Genomic DNA, 13,050 nt, shown 5'->3' on the forward strand with positions numbered 1-13,050 from the left:
AGGAGGAGCAGAACCATGCGACCGATGACGAAGCAGGACGTGACCGAGCTGTCGGCCGCCCTCCACTTCCCCGTCTCCGACGACGAGGCCGAGGCCTACGTCGAGCTCACGGCCTCGATGGCCGAGACCATCGCCCGCTTCGAGGACGTCGCCGAGCGGGCCGGACGGCCCAGCGCGCCCGACCGCGACCCGGGACGCGTGCCGACCAAGGACGAGGACCCGCTGCACGCCGTGCTGCGGTGGGTCGACGTCCGCGAGTCCGACGAGGGCCTCCTGGCCGGGGTGACCATGCTCGTCAAGGACAACATCCCGGTCGCCGGGGTGCCGATGACGATGGGCTCGTCGGTGCTCGAGACGACGCCGGTCGAGGACAGCGAGCTGGTGGCCCGCGCCCTCGCCCAGGGCGGGCGGATCGTCGGCATCACGAACATGGAGGCCTTCGCGTTCTCCGGCGGCGGTGAGACGTCGGGCCACGCCCGCACGCTCAACGCCTTCGACCGCTCGCGGTGCGCCTCGGGCTCGTCGACCGGCTCCGCCGTAGGGCTCTGGTACGACGGCATCGACCTGGCGTGGGGCACCGACACGGGCGGCTCCTGCCGCATCCCGGCCTCGTGGAGCGGCGTGCTCGGACTCAAGCCGACGCACGGCCTGGTGCCGGTCACCGGCATCCCGTCGTCCGACTGGCGCTTCGACCACGCCGGGCCGCTCGCGCGGCGCACGGAGATGATGGCGCTCGGCATGGAGGCGGTCGTCGACCGCGTCGTCGTCGACCACACGGTGCCCTCGGCGCCGCAGGCGTTCGAGCGGGTCTCGTACGTCGACGCGGTGGCTGCGGCCGGGGAGTCGCTCGCCGGCCTGCGTATCGGTCTCGTCGTCGACGGGCTGCTGCGCGGCGACCAGCCAGGCGACCCGGAGGGCACGGCCGAGACCAGCGCCGCCGTCCGGGCGTCGGTCGAGCGGCTCCGCTCGCTCGGAGCGACCGTCGAGGAGGTCTCGCTCCCGGTGCTCGGCGAGGGCGGCGACGTCATGTTCGCGGCGATGCTCGAGTCGGCCACGGCGGCCACGCTCGGTTGGCCCACCGGTTACCACTGGTGGTCGGAGTCCTCGCCCGAGCTCGCGCTCGACATGGCCCGCTCGCTGCAGGCCCGCGGCGACCGGCTGCCGCCCAACTTCAAGGCGGTGCTGATGATGGGCACGCACCTGAACCGCACGCTCGGCGGCTCGATCGGCGCCCGCGCCCACCAGCTGGCGACCCCGATGCGCCTGGCCGTCGACGCGGCGCTCGACCGGTACGACGTGCTGATGATGCCGACGACGACGCACCCGCCGATGGCGGCCCTGGACGACGCCGGTCTCGTCGAGCGCAGCAACCGCGGCTGGGGGATGATGCACAACGTCCCGCTGTTCAACCTGACCGGCCACCCGGCGCTGAGCATGCCGGCCGCCGAGGTCGACGGCCTGCCGGTCGGCGTGATGGCGGTGACCCGTCGCTACCACGACGACCGCCTCCTCTCGCTCGCGCAGACCATCGAGCGCACGATCGGCTGGACGCCGGCGCCCTCGCCCGCCGCGGCCGGCTGGGCCCAGCCCAGCGCGCCGTGGGAGACCGCGGCGGGAGCCGGCGCATGAGGACCGGACTGTTCCTGACCAACGAGCACACCGCCCCGGCGGACCTCGCGGCGCGCCTGCCCGACCAGCTGCGGCTCGCGAGCATGGCGGCCGAGGCCGGCTGGTCGTCGGTTTTCACCGGCCAGCACTACATCTCCGAGGGCACCCAGCGCACCCAGCCCATCCCGTTCCTCGCGCGCCTGAGCGCGGAGGTGCCCGGGCTGACGCTCGGCACGGGCATCTACCTCGGCGCCGTGGCGCACCCGGTCTCGATGGCCGAGGACTTCGCCAGCCTCGACGTGCTCAGTGGCGGCCACGCCGTCGCCGGTCTCGGCCTCGGCTACCGCGACGAGGAGTTCGCGGCGTTCGGGGTCGAGCGCAAGCAGCGGGTCCGCCGGTTCGAGCGCAACCTCGAGATCGCGCGCGACCTCTGGTCGGGCGAACCCGTCGACGCCGACGAGCCGTGGTGCCGCCTCGAGGGCGCGACGATTGGCGTCCTCCCGGTCCAGGACCCGCTGCCGGTGTGGATCGGCGGCACGGGCGACGCCGCCGTCCGCCGGGCCGCGCTGCGCGGCCAGGGCTGGATCATCAACCCGGCCGCGCCGGCGGCCACGCTGGTCGACCAGGCGGCGCTCTACCGCAGCACGTCGCAGAAGGCCGGCCGCGGACCGGGCCACGTTGCGGCGTTCCGCGAGGTCTTCTGCGCCGCCGACGACGAGACCGCCCGCGAGCGCGCCCTGCCGTACCTCGCCGCCAAGTACGGCGTCTACGCCAGCTGGGGCCAGGCGGCCGCCCACCCCGGGCAGCAGCAGCTCGACGGACCGACCGACCAGGTGGCCGAGGGCCGGTTCATCGTCGGCGGGCCCGAGACCTGCCGGGCGGCGCTCGCCGAGCTGCGCGACCAGCTCGGCGTCGACGAGCTCATCGTGCGCACCGACTGGCCCGAGCTGCCGCCCGAGCACGCCGTCGAGTCGCTGGCGCTGCTCGCCGCCGAGGTCGTCCCGGCGCTCTGACCTGCCGCGCCGCCCCGCCCGACCCGTTCCACCCCCAGCCTGAGGACTCCCCATGAAGATCACCGGTGCCGTGCTGCGCCGCGACGACTCCCCGTCGCCCTACGCCGAGAGCGGACCGCTCGAGGTCGTCGAGCTCGACCTCGACGGGCCCGGCCCCGGCGAGCTGCTCGTCGAGATGGAGGCCGCCGGGCTGTGCCACTCCGACCTGTCGGTCATCGACGGCAACCGGCCCCGTCCGCTGCCGATGCTGCTGGGCCACGAGGCGGCCGGACGCGTGGTCGAGGTCGGGGCCGGCGTCGACGACGTCCGCGTCGGCCAGCGGGTCGCCCTCACGTTCCTGCCGCGCTGCGAGGACTGCCGCGGCTGCGCCCGGGGCGGCACGACGCCGTGCGAGCGGGGCAGCGCCACCAACGCCGCCGGCACGTTGATGTCCGGCGCGACGCGTCTCTCGGTCGCCGGTGAGCCCGTGCGGCACCACCTCGGCGTCTCGGCCTTCGCCACCCACGCGGTGGTCGACCGGCGCTCCGCCGTCCCGCTGCCGGACGACGTGCCGCCCGAGGTCGCCGCCGTGCTCGGCTGCGCGGTCCTGACCGGTGGCGGCGCCGTCCTCAACAGCGGGCGACCCGACGCCGGCGACACCGTCGTCGTGGTCGGCCTGGGCGGCGTGGGCATGGCGGCGCTGCTCACCGCGCTCGCCGTGCCCGACGTCCGGGTGGTCGGGGTCGACCTCAGCGAGGACAAGCGGGCCGCGGCGCTCGACCTCGGGGCCCACGAGGTGCTCGACGCCCGTGAGGCTGCGAGCTCCGGCGTGCTCGGCGACGTGGTCGTCGAGGCAGCGGGCAACGCGGCGGCCTTCGAGACCGCGACCGCGTTGACGGGCCCCGGCGGTCGCACCGTCACGGTCGGCCTCCCCGGCCCCAGTGCCGTCGCCGAGGTCTCGCTCGCCGCGCTGGTCGGGACGGGCCGCACGATCGTCGGCAGCTACCTCGGCTCCGGCGTCCCGTCCCGCGACGTCCCGCTGTTCGCCGACATGTGGCGCGAGGGTCGGCTGCCGGTCGAGCGGCTCGTGACGGGTGAGATCGCCCTGGCCGACGTCAACGTCGGCATGGACCGGCTCGCCAGCGGGGTCGGCCTGCGTCACGTCGTCCGGTTCGACCCGTCCTGACCCCTGACCTCCACCACTTCGACGGCACCACAGGAGACACATGAACACCGCCGAGGCTCTCGCCCTGGCCCCCACCCGACTCCTAGTCGGCGGTCGGTGGCGCGACGCCGCAGACGGGTCGACCTTCGACGTCGAGGACCCCGCCACCGGACAGGTGATCGCGTCCGTCGCGTCCGCGACGCCCGCCGACGGCGCCGACGCCCTGACGGCGGCCGCCGACGCCCGCCGCGCATGGGCGTCCGTCGCGCCACGACGCCGCTCGGAGATCCTGCGCGACGCCTTCGACCTGCTCACCGAGCGGCGCGAGCTGTTCGCCACGCTGATGACCCTCGAGATGGGCAAGCCGCTCGACCAGGCGCGCGGCGAGGTCACCTACGGCGCCGAGTTCTTCCGCTGGTTCTCCGAGGAGGCCGTGCGCATCGCCGGCCGCTGGTCGGTCTCCCCGGACGGCGCGTCGCGCCTGCTGACCATGCGTCAGCCGGTCGGCCCGTGCCTGCTGATCACGCCGTGGAACTTCCCGCTCGCCATGGGCACGCGCAAGATCGGTCCGGCGATCGCGGCGGGGTGCACGATGGTCGTCAAGCCGGCCGCCCAGACCCCGCTCACGATGCTCGCGCTCGCAGCGCTGCTCGCCGAGGTGGGGCTGCCCGACGGCGTGCTCAACGTCGTGCCGACCAGCCGCACCGTCGAGCTCGTCGAGCCGCTGATGGACGACGAGCGGCTGCGCAAGGTCAGCTTCACCGGCTCCACGGGCGTCGGTCGGCTCCTCGTGCGCCAGTCGGCGGACCAGCTGCTGCGCACCTCGATGGAGCTCGGCGGCAACGCCCCGTTCCTGGTCTTCGCCGACGCCGACCTCGACCAAGCGGTCGATGCCGCCATTATCGCCAAGATGCGCAACATGGGGGAGGCCTGCACCGCCGCCAACCGCTTCCTGGTCCACGACTCCGTAGCCGACGAGTTCGCCGAGCGGCTCGCGACCCGCATGGCGGGCGAGACCCTCGGCCACGGCCTCGACAGCGGCGTCACGGTCGGCCCGCTCATCGACGACCGTCAGCTGCGCGCCGTCGCGGACCTCGTCGACGGTGCGGTCGGGGCCGGTGCCCGCGCCGTCACCGGCGGGGCCCGGGCCGAGGGGCCCGGTCACTTCTACCCGCCGACGGTGCTGGTCGACGTCCCGGCCGACGCGCCGCTGCTGCGCGAGGAGATCTTCGGGCCGGTCGCACCCGTGGTCCGGTTCGCCGACGACGACGAGGCCGTGACGCTCGCGAACGACACCGAGTTCGGTCTGGCGGCCTACGTGTTCACCCGCGACCTCGCTCGGGCGCACCGGGTCGCCGAGGCCCTCGAGGTCGGCATGGTGGCGCTCAACCAGGGTCTGGTCTCCAACGCCGCCGCGCCGTTCGGTGGCGTGAAGAGCTCGGGCTTCGGGCGCGAGGGCGGTGCGGAGGGCATCGAGGAGTACCTCGAGGTCAAGTACGTCGGGCTCGCCCTCTGACGAGCGGCCCCGGCGACGACGAGCCCGGTCAGGACGCCGGGCGCCAGCCCATCGCGGCGCTGACGGAGGCGACGCAGGCGTGCACGGCGCTGGCGAGGGCGGCCTCGTTGTCCTCGACGCGGGCGAGCAGACCACCCAGGCTGATCGCCCCGACCGGCACGCCGGCCGCGTCGACGAGCGGTGCGGCGATGGCGCCGACGCCCTGGGCGACGTCGCCCCGCGCGAAGGAGTGGCCGCGCTCGCGCGCTGCGACGACGCGCGTCTCGAGGTCGCGCCGGCGGGCGTCGTCGAGCGTGGCGAGGTAGGTCTCGACGTGCTCGTCGTCGTGAGCGGTGAGGATGGCCGTGCCCGCTGCGCCGACGTGCAGCGGCACGCGGGTGCCGGGCGGGGTCGACAGGTCGCGCATCGGGTGCGAGCCCTCGATGCGCTCGGCGCACACGGCCCCCTCGTCGTGCACGAGCATCAGGTAGGTCGTCTCGCCGGTCTCGTCGCGCAGCGACTGCAGTGGATTACGAGCCTCCTGCCGGACGTCGAGCGACGAGGCGACGAGGTCGGCCAGCTGGAGCAGCCGGATGCCCAGTCGGTAGGCCCGGGTCTGCGGGTCCTGGTCGATGAGCCCGACGTGCATCAGCGACTGGGCCAGGCGGTGCACGGTGGCCTTGCTCAACCCGACGGTCTGGGCGAGCTGGGTCAGTCCCAGCTCGGGCACGTCGGAGGAGAAGGCGAACAGGATCTCGCTGGCGCGGGTGACCGTGCGCAGGTCGGCGCCCTTGAGCGGATCGTCAGTGCGGCTCACGGGTGCCACCTTAGGGCTTCGGGGTCTATGATTCACAGTACGAAACGTCAGTTCACCAGATGAACCACGCCGACCACGGAGATCCGATGACGAACCCCGCCCCCGACCGTGCCGACCTGCTCGCCCGGATCGCTCGAGACCGCGGTGTGGTCCACCCGAACCTCACGATCGCCGCCCGGTTCGACCCGACCGTGCTCGAGCACTTCCACGACTCCTACTCCTGGGCGGTGCACGGCAACGACACGCTCGATCGCAAGACGAAGGAGCTGATCATGCTGGCCGCCGACGCGGCTGTGTACTTCGAGTACGGCTGCCAGTTCCACATCGGCGAGGCGCTGCGTCACGGCGCCACGGTGGGGGAGATCGTCGCCGCGCTCGAACTGGTGGGCCTCGTCGGCGGCTTCCACGTGCCGATGATGGCCTTCCCCTTGCTCGAGAAGGTGCTTAGTACCGATGAGTTCGCCCACCTAGCCGTGGACTACCCGATCGTCGGTACCGACGCCCCGTAGTTCGCGCCTTCACCGAGAGGCCGCGGGGGAGCCGTTCCGCCTATCCATCGTCCTTCAATCGCGGCATCCTGGTGACAGTCATGGCGCGGCCGAACCGATGCTGAGAGTGCGATGAGCCTTCGCGGGAGTTCGATGAGCCCAGTCGCACACACGACGGCTGTGCCACCTACCGACCGACCGTCTTGACCGCCTCGCGGTGGAAGTGCTGGTACCAGAGGGTCGAGGCCATGGACGGGTCTGCGGCTCGGTCGCCCATCCCGGGGTAGGCGGGGGTGCGCACGGCTCCTCGCATCCGCAACGCTCGCAGGCGTGCTCGCTGCCCTGAGTGAAGGTGCGCCGGCGATGGGAGCCGCGCAGGCCGGCAACCCGATCGCGAAGGTTCGTGCGGACTCGGCGGGTCCGATCACGGTGTCTGGGGTGTTGTTCTACGACGACCGGATCCGCCTGTGCGCGGCGGGTGAAGGCTTCGCCGACTCCGTCATCGCGTGGCGCACGCCCACGAAGTCAGGCCGCGACCGTCGAACCGTCTACGTCGGCATGGGGTGCCAGTACTTCCAGCACAACTTCAGTTGCGGACCAGCTCGGCCTTGAACAGCGAGTTGAATGCCTCAGCCAGGGCGTTGTCGTAGCTGTCGCCGGTCGAGCCGACTGATGCGACAGCGCCTGCTTCTGCGAGTCGCTGGGTGTATCGCACGGCGAGGTACTGAACGCCCTTGTCGGAGTGGGCGATGACTCCGGTGACGTCGTGGCCGGCGTGCTCGCGTGTCCACAGGCCCATCTCGAGGGCGTCCAACGCGAGATCGGTGCGCAGACTCTTAGAAGGCTGCCAGCCCACCACGCGGCGGGAGTAGACGTCGATGACGAACGCCGCGTAGACCCAGCCGGCGAAGGTCCGGCAGTAGGTGATGTCGGCAACCCAGACCCGGTCTGGTGCCGGGGCCTTGAAGTCGCGGTCCAGCAGGTCTGGACGGGTGTCGGGCTCCCGGCCGGGAATGGTGGTGCGCGGGCCTTTGGCCCTGCTGATCCCGCGCAGACCATCGGCGCGCATCAGTCGGTGCACCGTGCACCTGGCGATCTGGTGGCCGTTGCGCTTCAGCTCCGCGTGCATCTTGCGGACCCCGTAGACGCCGTAGTTCTCGGCATGGACGCGGCGCATGACCTCGAGGTGCTGCTGGTCGGCCACGGCCCTGGCTGAGGGGGCTCTGGTCTTGGCGGCGTAGTAGCTGCTCGGAGCGATCTGCATCCCGGCCCGTCGTAGGACCTTGCAGATCGGCTCGACCCCGAACCGCTCGCGGTGCTGGTCGATGTAGTCGACCAGCACCGCCGTGGTCACTTCAGCTTGCGGTCGAGCTCCGCTGCGGCGAAAAACGCTGACGCCGTCCGCAAGATCTCGTTGGCCCGCCTCAGCTCGCGGACCTCGCGCTCGAGCTCGTTGATCCGCTGCGCCTCGGCAGTCGTCACACCGGGTCGGTGGCCCTCATCGACCTCAGCCTGCTGGACCCAGTTGCGCAGCGTCTCGGGATTGATCCCCAACTGCTCGCCGACCCGACGCAGCGCACCGGCCTTCGTGGCCGGGTCACGCCGCAGATCGACAGCCATCCTGATCGCCCGCTCCCGAAGCTCCTCGGGGTACTTCCTCGGTGCTGCCATGACTCTCATCCTTCCGTGGAATGAGAGTGGTCAGCCCCGGGTTCTGCGGCGTTGGATAACTGGAATCTCATGCCACGGTGATGTTGTTCCTGCGTTCGAACTCTACTGGTGTGAGCATGCCGAGCTGGCTGTGACGTCGCTGTCGGTTGTGCCAGATCTCGAGGTATTCGAACATCGCGTTTGCTAGCTCGAGGCGGGTCTTCCAACGCCGGCGGTCGAGGAGTTCGACCTGCATGCGAGCCCAGAACGACTCGATCATGGAATTGTCGTAGCAGTCGCCGACGCTACCCATCGATGGCACGAGCCCGGAGTCCTTCGCGCGCTGGGTGAACGCCCATGACGAGAACTGGACTCCTTGGTCGGAGTGGATCGTCGTGGCCGGGCCCGAGTCGATGGATGACGCGCCGGTAGCAGCAGTTCTTGCGGGTAGTCGGTTGTCGATCGCCATACCGAGCGCGTTGGTGGCCAGGGCCGCGGTGGGTGAGCTGTCGATCGACCAGCCGACCACGCGTCGGGAGTAGGTGTCCAGGACGACGCAGCAGTAGATCTTTCCCTCACGGGTCGGGTGCTCCGTGATGTCGGTGACCCACAGCTGGTTCGGTGCGTCGCGGGCGAAGTCGCGTCTGACCAGATCACCGGCGACGTTCTCGGGCTTGGTCCGTCTCCAGCGACGGCGACCCGCGACGCCTTGAAGGCCGGCACGTCTCATCAAGAGCTCGACCTGGCCATGTCCGACCGCGATACCGCGTCCGAGGGTCAGCTCGGCGTGGACGCGTCGCCCGCCGTAGGTGCCTCGTGACTCGAGGTGGATCTGGCTGATTAGGTCGGTCAGCATGGCGTGGCGGATGGTGCGTTGTGCCGGCGCTCGGGTGAGGCGGGCGTACCAACCCGACACCGAGATCCCCACGACCCTGCAGGCGACCTCGACGGGAACGCCGTCGGCGACGATCACTTCCGCCGCGGCGTAGCGCCTTTTGGGTCTGCTGACTCCCGCAGCAACTCGACTGCACGACGACTGGCCTTCAACTCGGTCTCGAGTTCCGCGATCCGTTTGCGTGCCGAAGTCAGCTCGGCTTTCTCAGCACTGGTCAGTCCCGGGACCAGGCCGCGGTCGACACGGTCCTGGCGTCGCCAGGTGTAGATCGACTCCGCGCTGATGCCGAGGTCGTGAGCAACCGACGCAACACTGCGGCCGTCCTCCTCGAGCAAGTCGAGGACCTTGCGCCTGAACTCCGGTGGGTGACCCCGTCTTCCCATGCCTGCCTCCTGGTGGTGTCAGGGCATCAGAATCCAGCCAGCCGCCTCCACAGAACCCGGGACACGCCAGAGCCTCCATCAGACCCGGCACGCGACAGAGTGTCCGGCCAGAAGCGAGACCGTCGATTCAGGCAATCCCCACTCTTCCAGTGCGACTGTGCAGAACGTATGCCGGAGGCTGTGCCACGTCAGGTGCCACTGGCGCTCAATCCTGGTGACGCCGTCGTAGGGGCGCTCAAGATCGCTGTACTCCCAGCCGGCAGCGCGAGCTGATTTCTCGAAGAAGTCCCGGTGAAAGACACCGGTCCACCACCAATCGCCGCTAGGGGCTGGGAAGAGCAAGCCCTTGCGGTTCAGGCCTTGGCGCTGCTCGACGTGGACCTCGTCCACCCGCTTCCGCATCAGGTCGCCGAGCCGGTAGCCGGTGGGGGAGACCTCGGGGTAGATGGTGGTCCGCCTCTTGGCCATCTTGGGTGGCGTGAGTCTGCGTGCCTTACCGGTCGACTCCGCGACGCGCCAGTGGAGGTCGATCGTCCGTCGATCGAGGTCGACAACCTCGGTGGTGACCGCAACCAGCTCGGACCAGCGCGGGCCGGAGTAGGCGGCGATCTCGACCATGAGGCCCCGCCACCACTGCCCCTTGCCTCGTCGACCCGTCCGAGCGGCGGCGTCACGAAGTGCTTCGACCTGGGCGTTTGACGGGCGCTTCCACGGCGAGACGTACTCCAGGCGTTCGCCGCTGTCGCTCGTCTGGGCGTCGTTGGCGGTTACGCCGTGCCAGAAGACATTTGACAGGTCGATCACCTGGTTGTCGAGGAGGTAGTCGCCCTGGCGCAGGGCCCCGATCATCGACGCCGCGGAGCGGCGGATGTTCCGGCCCTCCGACGACGTCGGAGCTGCGTTCACACAGCGCTGGATGTCTGAGCGGCGGAGGTCCATGCAGCGCTTGTCGCCGAAGTGCGGGAGGAAGTAGCGACGCGCGTAGGCGTTCATGCCGTACCGATGAGAGTCGCCCCATCCGCCGCGAGGCGTAGGTCGGTTCGGGTCGAGCCAGTACTCGATGCCGCGGCTGACCGGCATCTCGCTTCGCGGCGTGGCGCCTAGCTCGAGGTCGCGTTCGCGGGCGAGTGCCTTGGCCCAGGCCTTGGTGAATGTGCGGCCACCCGTGGTCTGCCCGCGCTGGCCTTCGCTCGTCGTCCACTGGAGGCGGTAGTAGCCGCCGTCGGCCTTCGGAGCGGTGACGAGTACGCGGTCGCCCGGCGTGCGCCAAGCCTCTGCGCCGTCAGTCGGTCGAGTCGCGTCCCCTCCATGCGGGGTCGCCCGTGTCATTGCGTGACTCCTCGACGCCGCAGTTGCACTGGCCGAGGAGCAGCAGCGGGGGCATCCACGTCGAGCGCCGGTGGTCGGCCTCGCTCGGCCCGCGGCCGAGGTGAGTCGACGCGCTGATGCTCGAGCCACTCGAGAACTTCGTGTTCCCACCAGCGGTGGGCCGATCCCGAGAGTGCCAGCGGGCGAGGGAAGTCGTCGGCATGAACACGCTCGTACGCGGTCGTGCGGCCGCATCGGAACAAAGACCTGAGGTCGTTGATCGTCAGGAGCCGCCGCGCCGAGGGCGCAGGTGGGTCGCTCATGAGCTCGCTCGCTGCCTGCTCGTCACTGGCCCAACCGCCTCTCGTCGAAGACGCCCGACGGGCGCGACACCAGGTCACGACGGTCGGGTCGACCGCCCGTCCGCCTCGAGCAGACGGGCCCTCGCTATGAACACGTGCGTGCGAGTGCTCCTCGTGATCAACCGGAGCGAACGAGTTGTCACAGGAAGCGTGCGACGAGGTCGAGAGCAGTCGGGGATTCGCACATTTTTCGCACGTATGGCCGCCAAATCGCGTGCGAAAAGGTGTGCTCGCACCGTTCTCGCCCTGAACAGTCTGATACGCCCTGACACTGCCCGGCACGGGCTGGCACGCCGTCGCTGAGCCGCTGACCTGCGAAAACGTCATTGGTCGCCGCGAGAACCGCGTGTCTGGTGGTGGTGCCCCAGGCAGGAGTCGAACCTGCGACCTTTCGCTTAGGAGGCGGCTGCTCTATCCGCTGAGCTACTGGGGCGGCGTCGGCGAGGCTACCGGGTCGGGCGGACGACGTCCGACCCGACGGGTGAGGCCCTGGGGCGAGGGCGCACGTGACCGAGCGCACGACCCCCTGATTTGGGGTGAGGCGGGACGGTCGCGCACCATGGGTGGCTCTGAGTTGTCCGCCGAGTACCCCAGGTGATCATGCCCGCCGAGCGCCCCGAGCAGCACGTGCACGCGACCGACGAGATCAGCGACGACGGGTCGGCCGGGTTCCCGGTCGGCACGCGCGCCGACCGGCCCAAGCGGCGCGGCCGCGGACGCAAGCGCAGCAAGGTGTTCGTCGTGCTCCTCGGCTCGGTGACGGCGCTCGCGCTCGTCGTCGGGCTCGGCTCGGTGTGGTTCTGGCGCCACCTCGACGACAACGTCGACTTCCAGGACTACGACGACCAGCTCAGCGACCGGCCGGCCAAGGTCGAGGTCGACACGGGGCCGAAGGAGCCGTTGAACATCCTGGTGATGGGCTCCGACACCCGTGACGGCGCCGGGAACAACATCGACGGGCTCACCGGCGACGGCGAGCGTTCCGACACCACGATCATGTTCCACCTCTCGGCCGACCGCACGTTCGCCTACGGCATCTCGATCCCGCGCGACAGCCTGGTCGACCGGCCCGACTGCACCGACGACGACGGCGAGACCATCCCCGGCGCGGACGACGCGATGTGGAACGAGGCGTTCGCCGTCGGCGGTCCGGCCTGCACGATGCAGCAGTTCGAGCAGCTCACCGGCATCCGGCTCGACCACTACGTCAAGGTCGACTTCAACGGCTTCCGTGACATGGTCGACGCCATCGACGGCGTCGAGGTGTGCATCCCCGAGGACATCGACGACCCGGCGCACGGCATCACCATCCCGGCCGGCACCCGCGAGGTCCGCGGCAACGAGGCGCTCAGCTACGTCCGCGCCCGCTACACCCTGGGCGACGGCTCCGACCTCGGCCGGATCAAGCGCCAGCAGGCCTTCCTCGCCGCCATGGCCGGCAAGGTGGTCTCGAAGGGCACGCTGGCCCGGCCCGACCGACTGCTCGGGTTCCTCAACGCCGCCACCAGCTCGCTGCAGACCGACTTCGACTCCATCGACCAGATGCGCGACGTCGGCACCTCGTTCCGCAGCATCGGCCTCGAGAACATCAAGTTCGTCACCGTGCCGTGGCAGTACTCGCCCGTCGACCCCAACCGCGTCGCCTGGCTCCCCTCGGCCGACAAGCTGTGGAAGCGGGTCGTCAAGGACAAGCCGCTGACGAAGAAGGTCTCCTCCGACGGCATCCTCTCGGCGGGCGACAGCATCGACGGCACCGCGGTGGACGGCGACAGCACCCCCTCCGGCGACTCCGGCGAGTCCACCGACCCCGGCTCCGGCGAGTCGACCGAGCCGAAGGGCGGCGCCGTCACCTCCGACACCCGCGCGTCGTCCGGGCTGTGTGCCTGA

The 13,050-nt window shown here is 70.7% G+C and carries 11 protein-coding genes, 1 tRNA gene, 1 pseudogene and 1 other annotated feature; of the genes and pseudogenes, 7 read left to right on the forward strand and 6 right to left on the reverse strand.

Annotated elements, in window-relative coordinates:
* Positions 1-24: 24 nt before the first annotated feature.
* Genes ABFT23_RS07360 through ABFT23_RS07375 form a run of 4 tightly spaced genes read left to right on the forward strand, consistent with a single transcriptional unit; the run spans position 25 to position 5,281 of the window.
* Positions 25-1,629, forward strand: coding sequence for an amidase family protein (locus ABFT23_RS07360; protein WP_347893763.1), 1,605 nt, complete (start codon positions 25-27; stop codon positions 1,627-1,629).
* The gene (locus tag ABFT23_RS07365) at positions 1,626-2,621 is read left to right on the forward strand and encodes an LLM class flavin-dependent oxidoreductase (RefSeq protein WP_347893765.1); all 996 of its coding nucleotides are present in this window, start codon (positions 1,626-1,628) and stop codon (positions 2,619-2,621) included. The genes ABFT23_RS07360 and ABFT23_RS07365 overlap by 4 nt, the downstream gene beginning before the upstream one ends.
* Before the next feature lie 52 nt (positions 2,622-2,673).
* Positions 2,674-3,786 carry an alcohol dehydrogenase catalytic domain-containing protein gene (locus tag ABFT23_RS07370; RefSeq protein WP_347893767.1) on the forward strand — a complete coding sequence of 371 codons (1,113 nt, stop codon included), beginning with the start codon at positions 2,674-2,676 and terminating at the stop codon, positions 3,784-3,786.
* A gap of 40 nt (positions 3,787-3,826) precedes the next feature.
* The gene (locus tag ABFT23_RS07375; RefSeq protein WP_347893769.1) at positions 3,827-5,281 is read left to right on the forward strand and encodes an NAD-dependent succinate-semialdehyde dehydrogenase; all 1,455 of its coding nucleotides are present in this window, start codon (positions 3,827-3,829) and stop codon (positions 5,279-5,281) included.
* Positions 5,282-5,309: 28 nt separating this feature from the next.
* Here the strand turns inward: ABFT23_RS07375 and ABFT23_RS07380 are convergent, their stop codons facing one another.
* On the reverse strand, positions 5,310-6,077 hold the full coding sequence (locus ABFT23_RS07380; RefSeq protein WP_347893771.1) for an IclR family transcriptional regulator: 768 nt from the start codon (positions 6,075-6,077) through the stop codon (positions 5,310-5,312).
* An 86-nt stretch (positions 6,078-6,163) separates the two neighbouring features.
* Between ABFT23_RS07380 and ABFT23_RS07385 the strand changes: the two genes are divergently transcribed.
* Positions 6,164-6,586 carry a carboxymuconolactone decarboxylase family protein gene (locus ABFT23_RS07385; protein WP_347893773.1) on the forward strand — a complete coding sequence of 141 codons (423 nt, stop codon included), beginning with the start codon at positions 6,164-6,166 and terminating at the stop codon, positions 6,584-6,586.
* A gap of 309 nt (positions 6,587-6,895) precedes the next feature.
* Entirely contained in the window at positions 6,896-7,177 is a 282-nt protein-coding gene (locus ABFT23_RS07390; RefSeq protein ID WP_347893775.1) for a hypothetical protein, read from the forward strand.
* Here the strand turns inward: ABFT23_RS07390 and ABFT23_RS07395 are convergent.
* The 5 genes and pseudogenes from ABFT23_RS07395 to ABFT23_RS07415 form a co-directional block, all read right to left on the reverse strand.
* Complete coding sequence (locus ABFT23_RS07395; protein ID WP_347893777.1) at positions 7,152-7,919, reverse strand: IS3 family transposase; 768 nt, start codon at positions 7,917-7,919, stop codon at positions 7,152-7,154. The genes ABFT23_RS07390 and ABFT23_RS07395 overlap by 26 nt on opposite strands.
* Positions 7,815-7,958 (reverse strand) — a sequence feature (AL1L pseudoknot). Its footprint overlaps the gene before it by 105 nt.
* Positions 7,916-8,236 carry a transposase gene (locus ABFT23_RS07400; RefSeq protein WP_347893778.1) on the reverse strand — a complete coding sequence of 107 codons (321 nt, stop codon included), beginning with the start codon at positions 8,234-8,236 and terminating at the stop codon, positions 7,916-7,918. (Overlaps the previous feature by 43 nt.) Before ABFT23_RS07400 ends, ABFT23_RS07395 begins: the two co-directional genes overlap by 4 nt.
* 67 nt (positions 8,237-8,303) lie before the next feature.
* Positions 8,304-9,493 (reverse strand): annotated as a pseudogene (locus ABFT23_RS07405) (IS3 family transposase).
* Positions 9,494-9,571: 78 nt separating this feature from the next.
* A complete protein-coding gene (locus ABFT23_RS07410) occupies positions 9,572-10,822 on the reverse strand; it encodes a tyrosine-type recombinase/integrase (protein ID WP_347893780.1) in 1,251 nt (416 codons plus the stop codon).
* A 698-nt stretch (positions 10,823-11,520) separates the two neighbouring features.
* Positions 11,521-11,596: transfer RNA gene (locus ABFT23_RS07415), tRNA-Arg, on the reverse strand.
* A 167-nt stretch (positions 11,597-11,763) separates the two neighbouring features.
* On the opposite strand from ABFT23_RS07415, the gene ABFT23_RS07420 reads away from it, so the two are divergent.
* A complete protein-coding gene (locus tag ABFT23_RS07420) occupies positions 11,764-13,050 on the forward strand; it encodes an LCP family protein (protein WP_347893782.1) in 1,287 nt (428 codons plus the stop codon).

The organism is Nocardioides secundeburneus (assembly GCF_039939255.1).
Lineage (GTDB): Bacteria > Actinomycetota > Actinomycetes > Propionibacteriales > Nocardioidaceae > Nocardioides.

Bases quoted from the DNA above. Each gene is read 5' to 3' on its own strand.
- ABFT23_RS07375 (WP_347893769.1), top strand. From the start codon at position 3,827: ATGAACACCGCCGAGGCTCTCGCCCTGGCCCCCACCCGACTCCTAGTC.
- ABFT23_RS07410 (WP_347893780.1), bottom strand. From the start codon at position 10,822: ATGACACGGGCGACCCCGCATGGAGGGGACGCGACTCGACCGACTGAC.
- ABFT23_RS07370 (WP_347893767.1), top strand. From the start codon at position 2,674: ATGAAGATCACCGGTGCCGTGCTGCGCCGCGACGACTCCCCGTCGCCC.
- ABFT23_RS07385 (WP_347893773.1), top strand. From the start codon at position 6,164: ATGACGAACCCCGCCCCCGACCGTGCCGACCTGCTCGCCCGGATCGCT.
- ABFT23_RS07365 (WP_347893765.1), top strand. From the start codon at position 1,626: ATGAGGACCGGACTGTTCCTGACCAACGAGCACACCGCCCCGGCGGAC.
- ABFT23_RS07360 (WP_347893763.1), top strand. From the start codon at position 25: ATGACGAAGCAGGACGTGACCGAGCTGTCGGCCGCCCTCCACTTCCCC.
- ABFT23_RS07420 (WP_347893782.1), top strand. From the start codon at position 11,764: ATGCCCGCCGAGCGCCCCGAGCAGCACGTGCACGCGACCGACGAGATC.
- ABFT23_RS07400 (WP_347893778.1), bottom strand. From the start codon at position 8,236: ATGGCAGCACCGAGGAAGTACCCCGAGGAGCTTCGGGAGCGGGCGATC.